The sequence below is a fragment of the Georgenia sp. X1117 genome (genome assembly GCF_057784635.1).
On sequence record NZ_CM173492.1, the window covers coordinates 217,100 to 237,781 of the forward strand.

At 74.5% G+C, this 20,682-nt stretch carries 18 protein-coding genes; 13 read left to right on the forward strand and 5 right to left on the reverse strand.

Going from position 1 to position 20,682, the window contains the following annotated elements; translation table 11 throughout:
- Positions 1-70: 70 nt before the first annotated feature.
- On the reverse strand, positions 71-634 hold the full coding sequence (locus AC3D3D_RS00980; protein ID WP_463661448.1) for a hypothetical protein: 564 nt from the start codon (positions 632-634) through the stop codon (positions 71-73).
- An 81-nt stretch (positions 635-715) separates the two neighbouring features.
- The gene (locus tag AC3D3D_RS00985; protein WP_463661447.1) at positions 716-2,680 is read right to left on the reverse strand and encodes a DUF349 domain-containing protein; all 1,965 of its coding nucleotides are present in this window, start codon (positions 2,678-2,680) and stop codon (positions 716-718) included.
- Positions 2,681-2,839: 159 nt separating this feature from the next.
- Here AC3D3D_RS00985 and AC3D3D_RS00990 point away from each other — a divergent pair, with 159 nt between their 5' ends.
- From AC3D3D_RS00990 to AC3D3D_RS01005, 4 genes are all read left to right on the forward strand, one after another.
- Positions 2,840-3,577, forward strand: coding sequence for an MBL fold metallo-hydrolase (locus tag AC3D3D_RS00990; protein WP_463661446.1), 738 nt, complete (start codon positions 2,840-2,842; stop codon positions 3,575-3,577).
- Between the two features lie 122 nt (positions 3,578-3,699).
- Positions 3,700-5,058: a histidine--tRNA ligase gene (gene hisS / locus AC3D3D_RS00995; RefSeq protein WP_463661445.1), complete on the forward strand. Its 1,359-nt coding sequence runs from the start codon at positions 3,700-3,702 to the stop codon at positions 5,056-5,058.
- On the forward strand, positions 5,055-6,812 hold the full coding sequence (locus AC3D3D_RS01000) for a dynamin family protein (protein WP_463661444.1): 1,758 nt from the start codon (positions 5,055-5,057) through the stop codon (positions 6,810-6,812). Before hisS ends, AC3D3D_RS01000 begins: the two co-directional genes overlap by 4 nt.
- Positions 6,809-8,425, forward strand: a complete 1,617-nt coding sequence (locus AC3D3D_RS01005) for a GTPase (RefSeq protein ID WP_463661443.1) — start codon at positions 6,809-6,811, stop codon at positions 8,423-8,425. The genes AC3D3D_RS01000 and AC3D3D_RS01005 overlap by 4 nt, the downstream gene beginning before the upstream one ends.
- Positions 8,426-8,476: 51 nt before the next feature.
- Here AC3D3D_RS01005 and AC3D3D_RS01010 read toward each other — a convergent pair whose 3' ends face one another.
- Both AC3D3D_RS01010 and AC3D3D_RS01015 read right to left on the reverse strand, forming a co-directional pair.
- Positions 8,477-10,387 carry a DEAD/DEAH box helicase gene (locus tag AC3D3D_RS01010; protein WP_463661442.1) on the reverse strand — a complete coding sequence of 637 codons (1,911 nt, stop codon included), beginning with the start codon at positions 10,385-10,387 and terminating at the stop codon, positions 8,477-8,479.
- Between the two features lie 209 nt (positions 10,388-10,596).
- Positions 10,597-12,108, reverse strand: coding sequence for an MFS transporter (locus AC3D3D_RS01015; protein WP_463661441.1), 1,512 nt, complete (start codon positions 12,106-12,108; stop codon positions 10,597-10,599).
- Positions 12,109-12,221: 113 nt separating this feature from the next.
- Here AC3D3D_RS01015 and aspS point away from each other — a divergent pair, with 113 nt between their 5' ends.
- The 9 genes from aspS (at position 12,222) to AC3D3D_RS01060 (ending at position 19,402) form a co-directional block, all read left to right on the forward strand.
- Complete coding sequence (gene aspS / locus AC3D3D_RS01020) at positions 12,222-14,051, forward strand: aspartate--tRNA ligase (protein ID WP_463661440.1); 1,830 nt, start codon at positions 12,222-12,224, stop codon at positions 14,049-14,051.
- Complete coding sequence (locus tag AC3D3D_RS01025) at positions 14,048-14,827, forward strand: GNAT family N-acetyltransferase (RefSeq protein WP_463661439.1); 780 nt, start codon at positions 14,048-14,050, stop codon at positions 14,825-14,827. Before aspS ends, AC3D3D_RS01025 begins: the two co-directional genes overlap by 4 nt.
- Positions 14,828-14,920: 93 nt before the next feature.
- The gene (locus tag AC3D3D_RS01030; protein ID WP_463661438.1) at positions 14,921-15,148 is read left to right on the forward strand and encodes a ribbon-helix-helix protein; all 228 of its coding nucleotides are present in this window, start codon (positions 14,921-14,923) and stop codon (positions 15,146-15,148) included.
- Complete coding sequence (locus AC3D3D_RS01035; protein WP_463661437.1) at positions 15,141-15,491, forward strand: type II toxin-antitoxin system PemK/MazF family toxin; 351 nt, start codon at positions 15,141-15,143, stop codon at positions 15,489-15,491. The genes AC3D3D_RS01030 and AC3D3D_RS01035 overlap by 8 nt, the downstream gene beginning before the upstream one ends.
- 24 nt (positions 15,492-15,515) lie before the next feature.
- Complete coding sequence (locus tag AC3D3D_RS01040; protein ID WP_463661436.1) at positions 15,516-16,136, forward strand: L-threonylcarbamoyladenylate synthase; 621 nt, start codon at positions 15,516-15,518, stop codon at positions 16,134-16,136.
- Positions 16,133-16,636, forward strand: coding sequence for a hypothetical protein (locus AC3D3D_RS01045; RefSeq protein ID WP_463661435.1), 504 nt, complete (start codon positions 16,133-16,135; stop codon positions 16,634-16,636). Before AC3D3D_RS01040 ends, AC3D3D_RS01045 begins: the two co-directional genes overlap by 4 nt.
- A 63-nt stretch (positions 16,637-16,699) precedes the next feature.
- Positions 16,700-17,665 carry an ABC transporter ATP-binding protein gene (locus tag AC3D3D_RS01050; protein WP_463661434.1) on the forward strand — a complete coding sequence of 322 codons (966 nt, stop codon included), beginning with the start codon at positions 16,700-16,702 and terminating at the stop codon, positions 17,663-17,665.
- Positions 17,658-18,566, forward strand: coding sequence for an ABC transporter permease (locus AC3D3D_RS01055; RefSeq protein WP_463661433.1), 909 nt, complete (start codon positions 17,658-17,660; stop codon positions 18,564-18,566). The genes AC3D3D_RS01050 and AC3D3D_RS01055 overlap by 8 nt, the downstream gene beginning before the upstream one ends.
- Complete coding sequence (locus AC3D3D_RS01060) at positions 18,563-19,402, forward strand: ABC transporter permease (RefSeq protein ID WP_463661432.1); 840 nt, start codon at positions 18,563-18,565, stop codon at positions 19,400-19,402. Before AC3D3D_RS01055 ends, AC3D3D_RS01060 begins: the two co-directional genes overlap by 4 nt.
- A 4-nt stretch (positions 19,403-19,406) precedes the next feature.
- On the opposite strand, the gene AC3D3D_RS01065 is transcribed toward AC3D3D_RS01060, so the two are convergent.
- Positions 19,407-20,681: an MFS transporter gene (locus tag AC3D3D_RS01065; RefSeq protein WP_463661431.1), complete on the reverse strand. Its 1,275-nt coding sequence runs from the start codon at positions 20,679-20,681 to the stop codon at positions 19,407-19,409.
- Position 20,682: the final 1 nt, after the last annotated feature.

The window sequence follows — 20,682 nt, forward strand, 5'->3', positions numbered from 1 at the left end:
GTGCGTCGGCCTCGTGGCTCGACGCTCGATGGCGATGGCTCCCACTGTGGCACGGGTACGGCCCGTGCGCTCAGGCGCGGGCGAAGTCCTCCTCGAGCATGGCGATGGCCTCGGCGGCCCGCCGGATGCCCGGCACGCGGGGCCGATCGGCGAGCACGGCCCGCACCTCGCGCGCCACACCGGGGTCCCGCAGCAGCGCACGCGCCGGCCCGACGCCGTCGGCGCTGGGGAGCAGCCGGAGCAGGTCGACGACGGTGCGGGACCGGGTGGTCACCAGGACCCGTCCGATCGGCACCACCTCCGACTCGGTGAGCCGGAGCTTGTGGCTCGCCCGACCCGAGCTGCCCGGTCGCCGGGTGGTGTCCGGGGTGCGGGGCGCGGTACCGCCGACATGGACCCAGGCGGCCGAGCGCAGGCAGAGCACCCGTCCGGTCGGCAGCGCACGTCCCGCCACGCCCGCACGCGCGGCGACCGCGAGCCCGTCCGCGAGCGCGAGGTCCGGCGGCACGACCGCAGCGCCGGGGGACCAGCCGTCCCCGCGCAGGACGAGACCGGCGTCGGGGGAGTCCTCGACCGAGGCCAGCTGGACGTCGGGCAGCGGGTGCGGGCCGAGCCAGCGCAGCGAGGGGTGCATGGCGTCAGCATGGCCGACGTGCGCGCGGCCCCGCCCACGGGGTGTGGACGGGGCCGCGCGCGGTGGGCCTGTGGGCCGAGGTCAGCGGTCGCTGGCGCTGCGGATCTGCTCGAACCAGGACCGACGCGCGTCGAGCGCCTCCTGCGCGGCGGCGATCTTCTTGGCGTCCCCGCCGGCCTGCGCCTTGGCGAGGTCGGACTCGAGGCCGGCGATCGCGTCCTCGAGCTGGGCGAGCATGCCGTCGGCGCGGGCCTTCTTCTCCGGGTCGGACCGGTTCCACCGCTCGGCCTCGGCGTCGCGCAGCGCCTTCTCCACCGCGCGCATGCGGCCCTCGACGCGCTGGATGTCGGCGCGCGGGACCTTGCCCGCCTCCTCCCAGCGGTCCTGCAGGGGGCGCAGGGCGGACTTCGCCGCCTCGACGTCGGTGATCGGAAGCAGCGCCTCGGCCTTCTCGAGGATCTCGAGCTTGACCTCGAGGTTGCCCGCGTACTCCTGGTCGATCGCCGCGTTCGCGGCCGTGCGGTTGTCGAAGAAGCGCTGCTGGGCGGTGCGGAAGCGGTGCCACAGCTCGTCGTCGACCTTCTTCGACGCCCGGCCCGCGGCCTTCCACTGGTCCATGAGGTCGCGATAGGCGCCCGAGGTCGGACCCCAGTCGGTGGAGCCGGAGAGCTCCTCCGCGCGGGTGATGAGCTTCTCCTTGGCGCGACGGACCTCCTCCTGGTTCGCGTCGAGCTGGTGGAAGAAGGCCTTGCGCTGCTTGTCGAACTGCGTGCGCGCGGCGGAGAAGCGCTTCCACAGCCCGTCCTCGTCGGGCTTGTCGAGGCGCGGACCCTTGCGCTGCGCGGCCTTCCAGCTCTCCAGCAGGCCGCGCATCTCCTCGCCGGAGGCCTTCCAGCGAGTGTTGGCCGGGTTCTGCGCGGCGATCTTCTCGGCACGCTCGATGAGCGCGGTGCGCTCGACGAGGGCCGCGGCCTTGGCCTCGGCGCGCTCGACGCGCGCCTTCTCCCGCTCGACCTCGATGACGGACTCCACCGCGGTCAGGCGCTCCCGCAGGGCGGGCAGGTCGCCGACGGCGGCCGGCTCGGTCAGCTGCTCGGTCAGCTTGCGGTGCGTCTGCCCGGCCTCCTTGGGCGTGATGTGCCCGATGCGGGTCTCGAGCAGGGCGACCTGCGCGGCGAGGTCGAGGTACCGGCGCACGTACATGCCCAGCGCCTCCTCCTCGGTGCCGTCGGGGAACTGCCCGACGATCCGCTCCGTGTCGCCGTCCTTGACGAAGACCGTGCCCTCCTCGTCCACGCGTCCGAAGGCCGCCGCGGCCGCCGCCAGAGCGGGGTCGAGGGCCGGCTGCGGGGCGACGGGGGCCGCCGGTGCCGTCGCCGTCGGAGCGACGGCCGGCTTGGCCGGCATCGCCTTCGGGGTCGGGACGTTCCCCGGGGTCGGGGGAGCAGGGACCGGCGCCGGTGCGGGCGTGGGGGCAGGAGCCGGGGCTGCGGGCTTCTCAGCCTCGACGGGCGCAGCAGCCTCCGCGGCCGTCTCAGGAGCTGCAGGTGCCTCGGGCTGCGGCGCCGCCTCGGGCGCTGCCTCGGCCCCAGCCTTCGAAGCGGCGGGCGTGTCGGCCGTAGCCTCGGGGGCAGCAGGGGCCTCGGGAGCAGCAGGAGCCTCGGGAGCGGCGGCCGTCGCGGGCTCCGGGGCGGCCTCGGGGGCGACGGGAGTCTCGGCCTCAGGCGCAGTCGCCTCGGTTGCCGACTTCGGCTCCGGGGCAGCCTCGGCCGTAACCGCCTCGGCTGCGGTCGCTGTCTCAGCAGTTGCCTCGTCGGCCGCCGGCTCGGCTGCCGCCTCGGGAGCGACATCCGGCTCAGGTGCAGGAGCCTCCGGTGCGGGAGTGGGCACGGGCGCGGCGGCAACCTCCTCCGCCGGTGCGGCACCGGTCGTCGCCGGGGCGGCGTCGCCGGCGGGACCGCCGACGTCGGGCGTTGACTGCGCCGACTCGTCGGTGCCGTGCGGCTCCGCGGGGGCGTTCTCGTCGCTGTAGGGCTTCTCGCTCACGTCGCTCACTCCATGCCGAGGCCCGCTCGCGGGCGTCGTCGTCACCGCAGCACCGACCTGGTGCGCGGGTCCCCGGCGCGGCAGGGGACCAGGACAGCGTAGTTCGCCCCGGGGACGCACACCGACCATTTGTCACCGGCGTCCATCTACCGTGGTCCCATGCTGCTGCGCCGGGTGGTCGCGCCCGCCCTCGACGTCAACACCTACGTCCTCGCCCCCGCCCGGTCCGGCCCCTGTCTCGTGGTCGACCCGGGCGGCGGCGCGGCCGACCTCCTCACGCCGGTGCTGACCGCCCTCGACCTCACGGTGGGCGCGGTCATCGCCACCCACGGCCACCCCGACCACGTGTGGGACGCAGCCGCGCTCGCCGACCCCGAGGACCTCGCCCTCCAGCTGGCCACGCCCGACCTGCCGCGGCTCGACGACCCCGCCGGGCCGGCGCACGTCGGCCCCCTGCTCGGCGCCCAGTTCCCCCTCCTCACCGGCACGCCCTGGCGCCGGCCCGGGCGCGACGCAGCCCTGCCCGGCGAGCTGCTCACCGGCGGCGGTGCGGAGGTGCTGCCGGGCCTGGCGATCCGCGCCGTCCCCGCGCCGGGGCACACGGCCGGCTCCACCGTCCTCCTGCTCCAGGCCTTCGAGCTCGACACCGGCGCGCCGGGGGAGCCCGGGCACCTCGCCCTGCCGCCGTCGGAGCCGCCGCACCTGCTGCTGCTCACCGGCGACGTCCTCTTCGCCGGCTCCGTCGGCCGCACCGACCTGCCCGGCGGGGACCCGCAGGCCATGGACGAGACCCTGCGCACCCTGGCCCAGGTCATCGACCCGCGCGCCGTCCTGCTGCCCGGGCACGGACCGGTCACGACGATGGCGCGGGAGATCGCCACCAACCCCTTCCTCTGACCCACCGGGCGCCCGCACCACCCGTCGCGCCCGCCGCGGGCCCCTCCGCTGAGGCGTTCGGCACGCCCCGACACGTCGCTCCGGACGAGGTCCCTCGCCCGTTCGATGGAAGAATCGCAGGCATGGCTCGTACCCCCTCGCTGTCCGGCTTCCCCGAGTGGCTCCCCGACGGTCGCATCGTCGAGAACCACGTCCTGGACACGCTGCGGCACACCTTCGAGCTGCACGGGTTCGCGCCCATCGAGACGCGCGCCGTCGAGCCCGTCGAACAGCTCCTCAGCAAGGGCGAGACCTCCAAGGAGATCTACGTCCTCAGCCGCCTCCAGGCCGACGAGGACGCCGCCACCGACGCCGACCGACGCCTTGGGCTGCACTTCGACCTCACCGTGCCCTTCGCCCGGTGGGTCGTCGAGCACGCCGGCGACCTCGTCTTCCCCTTCCGTCGCTACCAGATCCAGAAGGTGTGGCGCGGGGAGCGTCCCCAGGACGGCCGCTTCCGCGAGTTCACCCAGGCCGATGTCGACATCGTCGGCGACGGCGCGCTGGCCGAGCACCACGAGGCCGAGCTCGCGCTCGTCATGGCCGAGGCTCTCGCCGCCCTGCCCGTCCCGCCCGCCCTCGTCCGGGTCAACAACCGCAAGCTCTCCCAGGGCTTCTACCAGGCCATCGGTCTGACCGACGTCGAGGCCGTACTGCGCAACATCGACAAGCTCGACAAGATCGGGCACGCGGCCGTCACGGAGCTGCTGATGAGCGAGGCCGGCGCGACGCCGGGACAGGCCGAGCAGGCCCTCGCCCTGGCCGCCGTGCGCGGCAGCGCCACCGAGGTCGCCGAGGCCGTCCGCTCCCTCGGGGTGCGCGGCGAGCTCCTCGACGAGGGCCTCGACTCGCTGCTCGCCGTGCTCTCCGCCGCCGAGCGCCGCCGGCCGGGCGCCGTCGCCGGCGACCTGTCCATCGCCCGGGGCCTCGACTACTACACGGGCACCGTCTACGAGACCACGCTGCTCGGCCACGAGGACCTCGGCTCGATCTGCTCCGGCGGCCGCTACGACACCCTGGCCACCGCCGGCGCCCGCACCTTCCCCGGCGCGGGCCTGTCGATCGGCGTCTCCCGCCTCGTGGCGCGCATCCTCGGCGCGGACCTCGTGCGCGCCTCGCGCCCGGTGCCCACCGCCGTGCTCGTCGCGGTCGCGGACGAGGAGCGCCGCACGGCCTCCGACGACGTCGCCGCGGCCCTGCGGGCCCGCGACATCCCCGTGGAGGTCGCCCCGAGCGCGGCGAAGTTCGGCAAGCAGATCCGGCACGCCGACCGCCGCTCCATCCCCTTCGTCTGGTTCGTCGGCGAGGACGGCCACGAGGTCAAGGACATCCGCTCCGGCGACCAGGTCCCGGCCGACCCCGCCACCTGGGAGCCCCCGGCCGCCGACCGGTGGCCCGCCGTCACGGCCACGACCGCGGCCACCGACGAGGCGCGCCCGTGAGCCTGCCCTCGGGCACGGGCGCGGCGGCCCGGCGGGTCCTCGCCGCTCTCACCGACCTGCGGGGCGTCCTCGGCGAGGTCACCTACCCGCTGGACACGCCCGTGGCGGCCGAGGCACGCGGCCAGGCCGAGCGCGTGACCCAGCAGCTCGACGACTACGTCGTGCCCCGCTACTCCCGCATCGAGGCGCCGCTGCTGGCTGTCGTCGGCGGGTCGACCGGAGCGGGCAAGTCCACGCTCGTCAACGCCCTGCTCGGGGCGCCCGTGACGACCTCCTCGGCGATCCGCCCCACCACCCGCCGGCCCCTGCTCGTCCATCACCCCGCCGACGAGGAGTGGTTCGCCACCGCACGCGTCCTGCCCGGGCTCGCCCGCGTGCGGGTGTCCGCCGACGCCGTGCCCACGCCCGCCGGCGAGGGCACCCACGGCGAGCTCGAGCTGCGCGCCTCGGACCGGGTCCCCCCGGGCCTGGCCGTCCTCGACGCGCCCGACATCGACTCCGTCGTGGCGGAGAACCGGCGCCTGGCCACCGAGCTGCTCGCCGCGGCCGACCTGTGGGTCTTCGTCACCACCGCCGCCCGCTACGCCGACGCCGTCCCGTGGGACCTGCTCGCCGAGGCCGCCGCGCGGCGCATCGTCGTCGCCGTCGTCCTCAACCGGGTCCCGCACGGCGTGTCCGGCCAGGTCCGCCACGACCTCGCGGCCCGCCTGGCGGCCGGCGGCCTGGGCCGCGCGCCCCTGTTCACGGTCGCCGAGGTGCCCATCCCCGACGGCGGCCTGCTGCCGGACATGGACGTCGCCCCGCTGCGTGCCTGGCTCGGCGGCATCGCCACCGACGCCACCTCCCGCGCCGCCGTCGCCCGAGCCACCCTGGGGGGCGCCGTCGACGACATCGTCGCCCGCACCGCCACCATCGCCGACGGCGCCCGCGAGCAGTCCGGAGTCGTGGGCCGCCTGCGCGAGGACGTCGAGACCGCCTACGCCGCCGCCGAGGAGCGCGCCCTGACGGCAGCCGGCGACGGCTCCATGCTCCGCGGTGAGGTGCTCGCCCGTTGGCAGGAGCTCGTCGGCACCGGCGAGATCATGCGCGCCATCGAGTCCCGGGTCGGTCGGATCCGGGACCGCATCGTCGCCACCTTCACCGGGAAGGGGGCACCGGCCGAGCCGGTGACCGAGGCGATCGAGACCGGCATGATGTCCGTCCTCGCCGAGGAGGTGCTGCGAGCCTCCGCCGAGGCCGAGCGCGCCTGGCTGCGCGAGCCGGCCGCCCGCCCCCTGGTCGCCGCGGCCGCCGCCGCACGCCCCGACGAGGCGGCCGTGCGCGAACGGGCCGCCGCCGAGGTCCGCGCCTGGCAGTCCTCGCTGCTCGACCTCGTGCGCGAGGAGGGGGCCGAGCGGCGCCAGACCGCCCGGGCGCTGTCCTTCGGCGTCAACGTCCTCGGCGCGGCCCTCATGGTGGCCGTCTTCGCCTCGACGGCGTTCATCCCCACCGGCGCCGAGGTCGCCGTCGGCGGTGGCACCGTCGTCGTCGCCCAGAAGATCCTCGAGGCGGTCTTCGGCGACGACGAGGTCCGCCGCATGGCCCAGCGCGCCCGCGAGGACCTGGCGCGCCGCACCCGCGCGCTGCTGGCGGAGGGTGCCCGGGGCTTCACCGACCAGCTCGGCGCGCTCGGCGTGGACCACGACCTCGGCGAGCGGCTCGACGTGGCCGCGCGCGCCGTCGCCGAGGCGCGCCGCGCGGAGAACGGCCGATGAGCCGCCGACGCCGGACGGCCAAGGGCGGGGACCTCGCCGGCGACCTCACCCACCTGCGCACCGCCGTCGAGGCCGCCGAGGATCACCTCCCCGGCGACGTGCTCGACCGCGCCCGGGCGGTCCTGGCACGCGCGGGGGAGCGGGACACCCTCGCGCCGGGCACCACCGTCGCCGCCCTCCTGGGCGCGACCGGCTCGGGCAAGTCCTCCCTGGTCAACGCCCTCGCCGGCGCACCCCTCGTGCGTGTCGCACCCACCCGCCCGACGACGCAGCGACCCCACGCGGTCACCTTCCCTGCGGGGCCGGACGGTCCGCAGGCGACCTCCGCACTGTTGGACTGGCTCGAGGTCGCCGAACGCACCCCCGTGCCGGGCGACGAACGCACCACGGGCCTGGTCCTGCTCGACCTGCCCGACATCGACTCCACGGCCGCCGCCCACCGGGAGCTTGCCACCCAGCTCGCGGAGCGCGTCGACGTCCTCGTCTGGGTGCTCGACCCGCAGAAGTACGCCGACGCCGTCGTCCACCGGGACTTCCTCGCGCCCATGGCCCGGCACGCCGACGTCACCCTCGTCGTCCTCAACCAGGCAGACACCCTGGCGGCAGGCTCGCGGGAGGCGGTCGTGGCCGATCTCGAGCGGCTGCTCGCGGATGACGGACTGGGCGCCGTCCCGGTGCTGCTCACCTCCGCCCGCACCGGCGAGGGCGTGCCCGAGCTGCGCGGGGCGATCGCCGACCAGGCCGCCTCCCACGTCGCCGCGCACGCGAGGCTGCGGGCCGACGTCGCGACCGTCGCCGACGAGCTGGCCGCCGCCGCGGACCTGGACCGCACCGGCAAGGTGACGGGGAGGAAGGCCGACGAGCGGCAGGTCGTCGAGGCCGCCACCGACGCCGCGGGCGTCCCGGTCGTCACCCGCGCGGCCGGCGCCGCCTACCGCCGCGGCGCGGGGCGGCACGTGGGCTGGCCGCCCGTGCGTTGGGTGGCGCGTCTGCGTCCCGACCCGCTGCGGCGCCTGCACCTGGGCGAGCGCGGCGGTCCGGCCCGAGCGACGTCCCTGCCCCCGGCCGGTCCCGCGCAGGTCGCCTCGCTCACCGGTGCGGTCCGGCGTCACGTCGAGGCGCGCGCCGCCCACGTGCCGCAGGCATGGCGCGCGGACGTGGCGGACGACGTCGAGTCCCGCGTGCCGGGGCTCCTCGAGCGGGTGGATCCCGAGATCGGCGCCGTCGACCTCGGTCAGGGCCGCCGGCCGGCCTGGTGGCGGGTCCTCGGTGTGCTGCAGTGGCTGCTCATCGCCGCCGCGCTGGTCGGCGGACTGTGGCTCGCCGCTCTGGCGGTCATGGGCTACCTGCAGGTGCCGGCGCCGGACACGCTCGAGTGGCGCGGCTGGCCGATCCCGACGCTGCTGCTGCTCGGCGGGGTCCTCGCCGGGCTCCTCATCTGGTTGATCGGCGCCCAGCTGGCCCGGGTGGGGGCGCGCCGGCGGGCTCGGCAGGTCCGCAGGCGGCTGCGCACGGTCGTCGCGGAGCGGGTGCGCGAGGACGTCACCGTCCCGCTGGACGCCCACCTCGAGCAGTACGAGTCGTTCCGCGCCGCCGTCGCGGCGCTGCGGTAGCGCCCGCGAGGGTGCCGTCCGGCCGGATGACCGCGCCGACAGCGGGCCGGCTCAGTACCTCGGCCGGCGCGGGCGCGAGGGGGAGGAGGGGCGACGCTCGTCGCGACCACGGTCCCGGCCGCCGCCCTTGCCGCCGCGGGGACCGGTGTCCTCGCGGAGGTTGAGGCGCCGACCGCCGATGACGGCGCGGGCGAGCTTCTCCTTCGAGCGGGAGTCGAGATCGGCGGTGACCTCGACGAGCGAGAAGCTCGGGAGGATGTCGATCTTGCCGATGTCGCCGCCGCGCAGCGAGGACTCTCCGGTCAGGGCCCCGACGATGGCGGCCGGCCGCACGCCGTCGCGGTGGCCGACGTCGACCCGGTAGGTCACCCCGTCCCCGCCGCGCGGGCGCCGGGCGACCTTGCCGCGCGGCTCGCGGCCCTCCTCGAAGCGGGCGCTGATGAACTCGCCATGCTCGTCGACCTGCTCCTCGCGACGCACGCGCCCGCGGCCGGAGGAGGCGGGCCGGTCGTCCTTCCAGGAACGGTCGCGCTCCTTGCGGGCGGGCAGCGCCAGCTGGTCGGGCTCCTGCTCGGCCCGCGGGCGCGGGCCCTCGTCGCCGACGGCGAGCGCGAGCAGCGTCGCGGCGACCTCGGCCGGGTCGGCGGGCGCGGTCACGCCCATGGCCTCCGCCAGCAGCCGGCGGTACATGTCGAGCCGACCGGCGTCGTGCCGCTCGGAGGTGCGCAGCAAGATCTTCTTCGTCCGGTGCGCGGAGACGTCGGCCGGGGTCGGGATGACGGCCTCGGTCAGCGTGGCGTTCGTGGCCCGCTCGATCTGGCCGAGACGGCCCCGCTCGCGGGGGGTGAGGAACGTGAGCGCCCGCCCCGTACGCCCGGCGCGGCCGGTGCGCCCGATGCGGTGCACGTAGGAGTCGGTCTCGCGCGGCACGTCGTAGTTGACGACGAGGCCGACCCGCTCGACGTCGAGACCGCGGGCCGCGACGTCGGTGGCGACGAGCACGTCGAGGGTGCCCTCGCGGAGGCGCTCGACGATCCGCTCGCGCTCCTTCTGCGGGACGTCGCCGGACAGGGCGGCGGCGTGGATGCCGCGACCCTGCAGGTCGATGGCGACCTCCTCGACCTGCGCCTTGGTGCGGACGAAGACGATGGCCGCGTCGGCGTCGGAGACGGCGAGGATGCGGGCCAGGGCGCCGGTCTTGTGCTTGAAGGGCACGACGGCGTAGGTCTGCTCGATGTTCGCCACCGTGCTCGCCGGGGGAGTGACCGAGACGTGGACGGGATCGGACATGTGGGTGGCGGCCACGCGGCGGATCGCCGCGGGCATGGTCGCCGAGAACAGCGCCGTGCGGCGGTCGGTCGGCACGTGCGAGGCGATCGACTCGACCTCCTCGGCGAAGCCCATCCGCAGCATCTCGTCGGCCTCGTCCAGGACGAGGAAGCGGACGTGGGTGAGGTCGAGCGAGCCGCGCTCGATGTGGTCGATGACCCGGCCCGGCGTCCCGACGACGACCTGCGCGCCGTCCTTGAGGCCACGCAGCTGCGGGGTGTAGGAGGAGCCGCCGTAGATCGGCAGGACCTTCAGGCCCGGCATCCGGTGGGCGAAGCTCTCGACGGCGTCGGCCACCTGGACAGCGAGCTCGCGGGTCGGGGCGAGCACGACGGCCTGGACCTGGCGCAGCGAGGCGTCGACGGCGGCCAGCAGCGGCAAGCCGAAAGCGGCCGTCTTGCCGGTGCCGGTCTGGGCGACGCCGACGACGTCGCGGCCCGAGAGCAGGACGGGGATCGTCTGCGCCTGCACCTCGGTGGGGGCGACGAAGCCGAGGTCCTCGACGGCGCGCAGCAGGTCGACCGGGAGGCCCAGGGTCGAGAAGGTGGCGGGGGCGTGTGCGTCGGCGCCCGCTGGGGCGTCGCTGCCGGTGCTGTCGGCGGGCTCGATGGGGTCGTGGGCGTGGTCGGACACGTGTCTCCTCGGGGTGCGGCGAGCGGGGCGCCCAGGACGGGGCGCATGCCGCACAGTGCCCGGGATGCGTCCGCGCCTTGTGCGCTGGAGCCAGGAGGGGCGTGCACGGCCATGGATGGCGCGCTCGGTGTCCCAACCTACTCGCGCGGGGCCGCTCGTGGCGGGTGAGGTCCCGGTGAGAACCGTTACACGGGTTCGCCCGGGTCCCGTCAGTCGTCGGCTCCGCCGAGGGTCGAACGATCGCCCTGGGAGAGGAAGTAGGCGACGGCGGAGAGCCCGGCCAGCACGAGCCCGATCCCGAGCGCGGCGAGGTAGGGGAGGGCGCCCGAGGGACCGGGCGGGGCGACGGCGACCGCCACGCCGGTCAGCGCGACGAGCACCGCGGGGCCGAGGGCGTCGGCGATCTGGAGGTGGGCGCTCACCTCGCCCTGGCGGGCCCGCGGGGTCCAGCCCAGCGCCAGCACCGACGAGGAGGACATGGCGAGCCCGATCCCGCCGCCGGCGACGACCCACGCGACGATCGTCAGCCAGGCGGGCACGACGGGCCAGGACGTGGGTAGCGCGAGGGCGATGCCGGCCGCCAGCATCGACGCCCCGATCCAGGGCAGCCGCGCCCGCGTCGCCTCCGTGCGCACCCGGGCCGCGACCACGGAGGCCGCTCCCCAGGACAGCGAACCGACGGTGAGCACGCTGCCGGCCGGCATGGCGCCCCAGTCGTGCTGCTCCTGCAGGAGCAGCACGAGGTAGACCTGGACGCTGACGTAGGAGCCGTTGAGGAGCGCGCGGCCCGAGACGAGTGCGGGCACGCGCGGGCGCAGCCGCAGCGCGCCACCGGGGAGGAGCCGGGGCAGCGTCACGGCCAGCACGAGGGCGCCGACACCCAGCAGCACCCAGTCGCTCGTGGTGAGCCCGACCGCCTCGCCCGGCGCCGATCCCGCCGACTGCAGGAGTACCGCGCCGAGCCCGCCCCCGATGCCGACGAGGATCGCGGCACCTCCGGCTCGCCCGGCTCGCCCGGCGGCCGGCCGCGTGGTGGTGGGCGGGACGGGTGCGCCGGTGGTGGCCGCCGGGACCGGCTCGATCGGCTCCCCGGGGGGCGCGACCTGCCCGCGCGTCGGTGCCTCGTCGCGGCGCAGCCGGGCCAGCACCGCAAGGACGAGGAACAGGGCAGGGACCGCGACGGCGGCGATGCCGAGGAACACCCAGCGCCAGGAGACGTGGTCCGCGAGGAAGCCCGCCAGCAGCGGGCCGACGAGCGAGGGCACCACCCACGCCGCGGAGAACGCGGCGAAGAAACCCGGTCGGCGCTTGGCCGGCACGACGGTCCCCACGAGCACGTACAGCGGGACGATGACGAGCGCCCCGCCGACGCCCTGCACGGCCCGGCCGAGGACGAGGAGCCACATGTCGGGGGCCAGCCCCGCGAGCGTGAGCCCGGCGATGAAGGTGACGATGCCGGTGACGAGGGCGGTGCGCGTCCCGCCGGCGTCGCACCAGCGGCCGGCCGCGGTCGTCGTCGCGACCTGGGTGGCCAGCGTGATGCCGTAGGCGAGCGCGTAGAGCTGTCCGCCGTCGAGCGCGCGGGAGACCGTCGGCATGGCGGTGGCGACCGCCAGGGCCTCGAAGGCGACGAACGTGATGAGGGCGATCGAGACGACGAGCAGCAGGCGGATCGTCCTTGCGTCGGTCTGCTCCGCGAGGTCGTCCGCCGGTGAGGTCACCCGCGCATCGTCGCCCGCCCCGGGCGCGCGGACAACTCCGTTGCGCGTGAGTCGTACCATCGACCCTGGCCCCGCCCGTCTCGCGGGGTGCACCCCGACGGAAGGACCCCTTCGTGCTCCGCACGCGCCCCGCAGGATCGCTCACCTCCGCCGACGCCGGCACCACCGTGACCCTGGCCGGCTGGGTCGATCGTCGCCGGGACCACGGCGGCGTGGCCTTCCTCGACCTGCGTGACGCCTCGGGCATCGCCCAGGTCGTCGTCCGCGACGAGGACGTGGCCCACGAGCTGCGCAGCGAGTACGTCGTGCAGGTCACCGGCGAGGTGTCGGTGCGGCCCGAGGGCAACGCCAACCCCGAGCTGGCCACCGGCGAGATCGAGGTCATCGCCGCCGAGCTGACGGTCCTCAACACCTCCGCCCCGCTGCCGTTCCAGGTCTCCGACAACGCCGGGGACTCCGGCGTCGTCGGCGAGGAGGCCCGCCTCAGGCACCGCTACCTCGACCTGCGCCGCTCCGGGCCCGCCTCGGCGATGCGGCTGCGGGCCAAGGTCAACCAGGCCGCCCGCCGCGTGCTCGACGCCCAGGACTTCGTCGAGGTCGAGACGCCCACGCTCACCCGCTCCACCCCCGAGGGTGCGCGCGACTTCATCGTCCCCGCGCGCCTGGCCCCGGGCTCCTGGTACGCGCTGCCCCAGTCGCCGCAGCTGTTCAAGCAGCTCCTCATGGTCGGCGGGCTCGAGCGGTACTACCAGATCGCCCGCTGCTACCGCGACGAGGACTTCCGCGCCGACCGCCAGCCGGAGTTCACCCAGCTCGACGTCGAGATGAGCTTCGTCGACCAGGACGACGTCATCGCCGTGGCCGAGGAGATCCTCGCCGAGCTGTGGGCGCTCATCGACGTGCAGGTCCCGCGCCCGATCGCCCGGATGACCTACGCGGAGGCGATGCGTCGCTACGGGTCGGACAAGCCCGACCTGCGGTTCGGTGTCGAGATCACCGAGCTGAAGGACTTCTTCGCCGAGACCCCGTTCCGCGTGTTCCAGTCGCCCTACGTCGGTGCCGTCGTCATGCCCGGCGGGGCGAGCCAGCCGCGCCGCACCTTCGACGCGTGGCAGGACTGGGCCAAGCAGCGCGGCGCCAAGGGCCTGGCCTATGTCACCGTCGCCGAGGACGGCACCCTTGGCGGCCCGGTCGCCAAGAACATCTCCGAGACGGAGCGGGCGGGCCTGGCCGAGGCGGTCGGCGCGCAGCCGGGGGACTGCGTGTTCTTCGCGGCCGGCGAGGCGAGCTCCTCGCGCGCCCTGCTCGGCGCGGCCCGCGGTGAGATCGCCCGACGCACGGGGCTCATCGACGAGGACGCCTGGGCCTTCGTCTGGATCGTCGACGCGCCGCTGTTCAAGCCGGTCGCCGAGGCCCTGGACGAGGGCGACGTCGCCGTCGGCGACGGACGCTGGACGGCGGTGCACCACGCGTTCACGTCCCCGACCCCGGAGTGGATCGACCGCTTCGAGGAGGACCCCGGCGAGGCGCTGGCGTACGCGTACGACATCGTCTGCAACGGCAACGAGATCGGCGGCGGCTCGATCCGTATCCACCGCCGCGACGTGCAGAGCCGGGTCTTCGACGTCATGGGCATCGGCGAGGCCGAGGCGCAGGAGAAGTTCGGCTTCCTCCTGGACGCCTTCCAGTTCGGCGCGCCCCCGCACGGCGGCATCGCGTTCGGCTGGGACCGGATCGTCGCGCTCCTGCACGGGGTGGACTCGATTCGCGAGGTCATCGCCTTCCCCAAGACCGGCGGAGGCTACGACCCGCTGACCGGTGCGCCCGCGCCAATCACGGACGGCCAGCGTGCCGAGGCCGGTGTCGACGCCGAGCCCGAGGAGGAGGGCGAGGTCGAGCAGGCCGGCGCAGACGCACCGGCCGGGGCCGGCACTGCCGGATGACGGCGGTCGGCACCGGCTTCCTCGCCGGCGATCTCTTCTACCGCGCCCAGGCGGCCCGGTTCGGAGCGGAGCCGCTCGCGGAGTCGCCCCGGGCGGGCATCGGGGTCGGCCCGGACCCGCGCGGTCAGGGGCTGCGCCTGCTCGCCTCCGGCGACGTCGGCGAGATCGTCGACCTCCTGCTGGCCCATCCCGTCACCGGGGTGAGCTCCGTGCAGGCGCCGCTGGGCACCCTGGCTGCGCTCCGCCGTCGAGCGGGTGAGAGCGCGGACGGGGCCGGCGCGGGTGAGAACGGCCCGGACTGGGGACGGATGGCCGCCGGCCGGGCGTGGGACCTGCTCGTCACCACCGAGCCTCCGCCGCGCCGCGGAGGCGAGGACCACGTCCGTGCGCTGACCGATGCGGAGGCGTCCGAGGTCGTCCCCGACGTGCTCGGCCGGGCCTACCCCGACACGTGGGCGCTGGCCCACCGGGGCGAGCTCGCCTGGACCGGGTACGCCGAGGACGGACGCTGGCTCGCCGTCATGGCCTGCAACCGCGCACCCATGCTCGGCGGGGGAGAGGTCGCCGTCCTGTCCGGGCTCGGCACGCTGCCCGAACACCGTGGCCGCGGCATCGGCGCAGCGGTGACGAGCGCGATCGTGCGTCGCGAGCTCGGCTCCGGCGCGCAGGCGGTGCAGCTGGGCACGTGGACCGACGTCGACGGACCGCGCCGCCTGTACGAGTCGCTGGGCTTCGAGCTGGTCATGCAGGTGGAGAACATCAGCGCGGACGCGTAGTCGGATGCGGTAGATCGTGGGGTTGCGGCAGTCGGCCGGATCTCAAGAGTCAGGTGGTAGCCCACTTGGTATACCTCACCGTATCATTGGATCATGGCGACGACGATCAAGGTGAGCAACGAGCTGCGTGATCGCATCAACCGTGATGCCCAGGAGCGCGGCGTCACGGCGGCGGGCCTCATCGAGGAACTGCTCGACGCTGAGGAGCGCCGCCGCCGGATGGAGGCATTCGGGCGGTCCTTCCGCGGAGCCGACGTCACCTACTGGGACGAGTTCCGAACGTGGGACCTCGCCCTCGGCGGCGGCACCCACGATGGATGAGATCCGCCGCGGCGAGCTGCTGTGGGCGGATCTCGACCCTGTGCGCGGACGCGAGCAGGCGGGTCGCCGTCCGGTGCTCGTCGTGGCGAGCGACCTCTACCTCGCGCAGGCCGACACTCTGGCCATCATCGTCCCGGCGACGACCAACGACCGGGGGTGGCCGAACCACGTCCGACTGTGCGGACCAGAGCTCGCGCTCTCGCGCCCCACCTTCGCCATGACTGAACAGCCACGCACGATCACCCGAGACCGACTGGTCGGGAACATCGGACAGGTCGACGTGGCCACGATGCGCGCGGTCGACGGCTGGCTACGAGACTTCCTCTCACTCCATCGCGGATGAGGCCGCCGGTGGCAGGATGAGGCGATGACCCGCCACCTCGACATCCACCCCGACGACCCGCAGCCGCGACTGGTCAGCCAGGCCGTGGACGTGCTGCGCTCCGGCGGGCTCATCGCCTACCCGACCGACTCCGGCTACGCGCTGGGTGCCACCCCGGGCAACAAGGAGGCGATCGAGCGGATCACGCAGATCCGCCGCCTGGACAAGAAGCACCACTTCACGCTCGTGTGCCACGACTTCGCCCAGCTGGGCTCGGTGGTCATCGTCGACAACTCCGACTTCCGGCTCATCAAGTCGCTCACCCCGGGGCCGTACACCTTCATCCTCCAGGCCACCAAGGAGGTGCCGCGGATGATGGTGCACCCCAAGAAGCTCACCGTCGGCGTGCGCATGCCCGACCACCCGGTGGCCCTCGCCCTGGTCCAGGAGCTGGGGGAGCCGATCCTGTCCTCGACCCTCATCCTCCCCGAGGCCGAGGAGCCGATGTCGGAGGGCTGGGTCGTCCTCGACGAGCTCGGTCACCTCCTCGACGCCGTCATCGACTCGCCCGTGACCTCCACCGAGCCGACGACCGTCCTCGACCTGTCCGAGGGCGAGGTGCGCGTGGCGCGGGTCGGCGCCGGCGACGTCAGCCGCTTCGAGTGAGCTCGCCCGGCACTGCGGGTCGCATCCCCGGCGGACCGGGCTGGTCGATCGACGCCGGCACGCTGCAGCCCGTCCTCGAGGGCGAAGGGGCGTTCCGCGCGGCCAACCCTGAGGACCCGGCGCTCGATCTTCTCGTCGCGCTGTGGTCGGGCAGGCCCGGGGCGGCCGAGCCGCTCGCGCGGGACCTCGTGCGCCGAGCTCCGAGGGTCCGCCACCGTGCGCTGCTCGCGGACGTCGTGCGCGACCTGGGGCACGCCGAGGAGGCTGTGACCACCTGCCGGGAGCTGCTCGACGAGACACGGGGGACGGGCCGCGAGGCCGCGATCTCCCAGCACCTGGGCAAGGCACTGCTCGCCGCGGGACGACCGGTCGATGCCGTGGCGGCCTTCCGCCGATCGCTCGAGCTGCGCCTCGACGCCGGCGTCGACCTTGATCTCGTCGCCTCCTCCCGAGCGGCCCTCGACCGGGCCAACGCGATCGCAGCCACCGAGGTCGGGTAGCGACCCCGCACGGCCTCCTCCCAGGTCACGGCCCCGGACGTGACCCGGCGCACGTCGTGAGGAATGAGTACGGCACCTCGGCGATGCCTGACCTACGATCCACCGGTGCCACCCGTCATCCACGCCCGGTCGCTGCGCAAGACCTATGGCGACTTCGTCGCCGTCGACGGCATCGACCTCGAGGTCGCACCGGGGGAGAGCTTCGGGCTGCTCGGCCCCAACGGCGCCGGGAAGTCCACCACGATGCGGATGATCGGCGGCACCCTCGACCGCACCGGCGGCCACCTCTCCGTCCTCGGCATGGACCCCGCCCGGCAGGGACCCGAGGTCCGGGCCCACCTCGGCGTCGTCCCCCAGCAGGACAACCTCGACGAGGAGCTCCGCGTGAGGGAGAACCTCATCATGTACGGCCGGTACTTCGGCATGTCCCGCTCCGAGCTGCTCGTCAAGGCCGACGACCTGCTCGAGTTCGCCCAGCTCACCGACAAGGCGCGGGCCAAGGTCCAGGCCCTGTCCGGCGGCATGAAACGGCGCCTGACGATCGCCCGCGGCCTCGTCAACGACCCGAAGATCCTCCTGCTCGACGAGCCCACCACCGGCCTGGACCCGCAGGCGCGGCACATCCTGTGGGACCGGCTCTTCCGCCTCAAGGAGGGCGGCACCACCCTGGTGGTGACCACCCATTTCATGGACGAGGCCGAGCAGCTGTGCGACCGCCTCGTCGTCGTCGACCACGGGCGGATCATGGCCGAGGGCTCGCCGCGGGACCTCATCCGCCGCTACTCCACCCGCGAGGTCGTCGAGCTGCGCTTCGGCTCGGCCCGCAACGCCGAGGTCGTCGCCGAGCTCGCGGACATGGCGGCGCGCACCGAGGTGCTGCCGGACCGCGTCCTGCTCTACGCCGACGACGGCGAGTCGGTCCTCGAGGAGGTCGCCCGTCGGGGACTGCACCCGGTCACCTCGCTCGTGCGCCGCTCCTCGCTGGAGGACGTGTTCCTCCGGCTGACCGGGCGGAGCCTCATTGACTGAGCACGACGGGGCGGCTCGCACCGGGTCGACCGAGCACATCCGCACCATGGACCCCACCGACCTCGACCCCGCCACCACGAGCACCGGGGCTGACGCCCGCCACCTCGCCATGGCCGCCCGCGCGCGGCGCCGGGGTTGGTGGTACGAGGTCGAGGCGTGGTTCCGGGGGTTCCGCTACTACGCGTTCTCGGCGCTGCTGTACGCCGTCGGCCAGCCGATGCTGTACATGGTGGCGATGGGGATCGGGCTGGGCACGCTCGTCGGGCAGGGCGCCGGGACCGTCGACGGCGTGGACTACCTCACCTACGTCGCGCCCGCGATCCTCGTGTCCACCGTAGTGATGTCGGTGACCGGGGAGATGACCTACCCCGTCATGGGCGGGTTCAAGTGGCAGCGCCTGTACTACGCCCCGGCCGCGACCGCGCTGAGCCCCGGCCAGATCGCGCACGGGCACTTCCTCGGCGTCATGCTGCGCTTCACCGCCCAGTGCCTCGTGTTCTGGCTCATCATGCTCGCCTTCGGGGCGACCTCCTCGCCCGCCTCGATCCTCACCGTGCCGGTCGGCGTGCTCACCGCGGCCGCCTTCGGGGCGCCCGTGCAGGCCTACGCCTCGACCCTGACGGAGGAGGGCTTCCAGTTCTCGGCGATCCAGCGTTTCGTCGTCATGCCGATGTTCCTCTTCGCCGGCACCTTCTTCCCGCTGACGGCCATGCCGGTCTACCTCCAGTGGATCGGCTGGGTCTCGCCCGTGTGGCACGGCAGCCAGCTCGCCCGGGTCGCCTCCTACGGCGCCGACGTCGCGCCCTGGCTCCTCGTGGTGCACGTGCTGTTCCTCCTCACCCTCACCGTGGCCGGGCTGGTGTGGTCGCGGCGCTCCTACACGCGCAGGCTCAGCTCATGACCGCGCACGACGACGGCGCAGCCCCCGCCGCGGGCCGGCTCCCGCTGCGCGCCAAGGTGCGCTCGGTGTGGGCGGGCAACGTGGCCGCGGTGCTCGAGCGCGGCTTCTCCGTGGTGCTCGCCCAGAACTGGATCATCCTCGTGTCCGGGTTCTTCGAACCGGTCCTCTACCTGCTGGCCATGGGCATCGGGATGGGCGGGCTCGTCGGGGAGGTGACCGGCCCCGGCGGCGAGCCCGTGACGTACGCGGCCTACATCGCCCCCGCCCTGCTGGCGACCTCGGCGATGAACGGGGCCATCTACGACTCGACCTTCAACGTCTTCTTCAAGCTCCGCCACGCCAAGCTCTACCAGGCGATGCTGCAGACCAGCCTCGGGCCGCTCGACGTCGCGCTCGGCGAGATCCTCATGGCCCTGCTGCGCGGCTTCCTCTACGCCTGCGGCTTCCTCGGGGTCATGGGGATCATGGGCCTGGTGACGAGCTGGTGGGCGCTGCTCATGGTCCCCGCCGCCGTGCTCGTCGCCTTCGGTTTCGCCGCGATCGGCATGGGGGTCACCAGCTTCATGACGTCCTTCCAGCAGATGGACGTCATCGGGTTCGTCATGCTGCCGATGTTCCTGCTCTCCGCCACGCTCTACCCGATCGAGGTCTACCCCGAGGCGGTCCGCTGGTTCATCCAGGCGCTGCCGCTGTGGCACGGGGTGGAGATGATGCGCCACCTGTCCGTGGGGCACGTCGACTGGGCCACCCTCGGGCACCTGTCCTACTTCGTGGCGATGGTCGCCGGCGGCCTGTGGCTGACGACCGCCCGCCTGAGGTCGCTGTTCCTGCGGTAGACGCTCACGGCCGCGGGTCCTGCGCGTCGTAGCCGAGGAAGCGCCGCTGGGCGGCGGTGACGCCGGCCAGGGCCACCACGCAGGCCGCGCCGGCGATCGCCGCCGCCCACCCCTCGCCGACGACGGTGGCCAGCGAGCCGAGCAGGAACTCCCCGAGCCGTGGCCCGCCGGCGACGACCACGATGAAGATCCCCTGCAGGCGTCCGCGCAGGTGGTCCGGCGTCGCGGCCTGGAGGATGGTCGTGCGGAACATCATCGCCGCCGCGTCGCTCGCCCCGGCGCAGGCCAGCGCCGCGCAGGCCAGCACGAGAGCGAGCCCGGTGCCGAGCACGTCGGAGGCGAGCACCACCACGCCGAACACCGCCACCCACACCCCGTAGCTGCCGACCGCGGCCACCGTGCCGACCCCCTGCCGGCGCACCCGTGCCAGCGGCCCCGAGAGCAGCATGGCCAGCAAGGCACCGACGGCCAGGCCGGCGGAGAGCACGCCCGTGGTGGCCTCGGTGCCGCCGAGCCAGACGATGGCCACCGCCGGCAGGAGCGCGCGCGGGTTGGCCAGGATCATGGCGCAGAAGTCGGACAGGAAGGTCATCCGCACGTTCGGCGCGGTGGTGAGGAAACGCAGCCCGTCGAGCACCGAGCGCACCCCCGGCGGTCGCGGACGCACCCCGGGCACCGTGCCCTCGGGCGGCACCGGCGGCAGGGTCCACATGCCCCACATCGCCACCGTGTAGAGCACGGCGTCGACGGCGTAGGTGGCCGTGTAGCCCACGTGCTCGACCATGAATCCGGCCAGCAGCGGACCCACGAGCATCGAGCCGGACATCACCACGGCGTTGAGCGCGTTCGCCGCCGCCAGCTGCTCGCGGGGCAGCAGCCGGGGATAGATCGCCGAGCGGGCGGGGGAGACGATGGCGAAGCCGGTCGAGTGCAGCGCCACCAGGCCGTAGAGCACCCAGGTCTCGGTGTTCCCGACGGCCGCCTGGAGGACGTTGAGCCCTCCGGTCACCCACAGCAGCACGCCCCCGGCCAGGGCGACGGTGCGGCGGTCCATGACGTCGACGACCGCGCCCCCGTACAGACCGACCACGACGATCGGGACGAGCGCGAACAGGCCCACCAGACCCACCGACATCGACGAGCCGGTGAGGGCGTAGAGCTGCAGGGCGATCGCCGTCGTGGCCAGCTGGGCGCCCACCGCGGAGGCGAGCTGGCCGATCCACAGGTGCCGGTAGGGCACCGAGTCGCGCAGCGGGGAGAGGTCGAGGAAGAGACCCATC

Excerpts from the sequence above, each read along its gene's own strand:
- AC3D3D_RS00980 (WP_463661448.1), bottom strand. The coding sequence starts at position 634 with ATGCACCCCTCGCTGCGCTGGCTCGGCCCGCACCCGCTGCCCGACGTC.
- AC3D3D_RS00990 (WP_463661446.1), top strand. The coding sequence starts at position 2,840 with ATGCTGCTGCGCCGGGTGGTCGCGCCCGCCCTCGACGTCAACACCTAC.
- hisS (WP_463661445.1), top strand. The coding sequence starts at position 3,700 with ATGGCTCGTACCCCCTCGCTGTCCGGCTTCCCCGAGTGGCTCCCCGAC.
- AC3D3D_RS01005 (WP_463661443.1), top strand. The coding sequence starts at position 6,809 with ATGAGCCGCCGACGCCGGACGGCCAAGGGCGGGGACCTCGCCGGCGAC.
- AC3D3D_RS01025 (WP_463661439.1), top strand. The coding sequence starts at position 14,048 with ATGACGGCGGTCGGCACCGGCTTCCTCGCCGGCGATCTCTTCTACCGC.
- AC3D3D_RS01030 (WP_463661438.1), top strand. The coding sequence starts at position 14,921 with ATGGCGACGACGATCAAGGTGAGCAACGAGCTGCGTGATCGCATCAAC.
- AC3D3D_RS01035 (WP_463661437.1), top strand. The coding sequence starts at position 15,141 with ATGGATGAGATCCGCCGCGGCGAGCTGCTGTGGGCGGATCTCGACCCT.
- AC3D3D_RS01040 (WP_463661436.1), top strand. The coding sequence starts at position 15,516 with ATGACCCGCCACCTCGACATCCACCCCGACGACCCGCAGCCGCGACTG.
- AC3D3D_RS01050 (WP_463661434.1), top strand. The coding sequence starts at position 16,700 with ATGAGTACGGCACCTCGGCGATGCCTGACCTACGATCCACCGGTGCCA.
- AC3D3D_RS01060 (WP_463661432.1), top strand. The coding sequence starts at position 18,563 with ATGACCGCGCACGACGACGGCGCAGCCCCCGCCGCGGGCCGGCTCCCG.
- AC3D3D_RS01065 (WP_463661431.1), bottom strand. The coding sequence starts at position 20,681 with ATGGGTCTCTTCCTCGACCTCTCCCCGCTGCGCGACTCGGTGCCCTAC.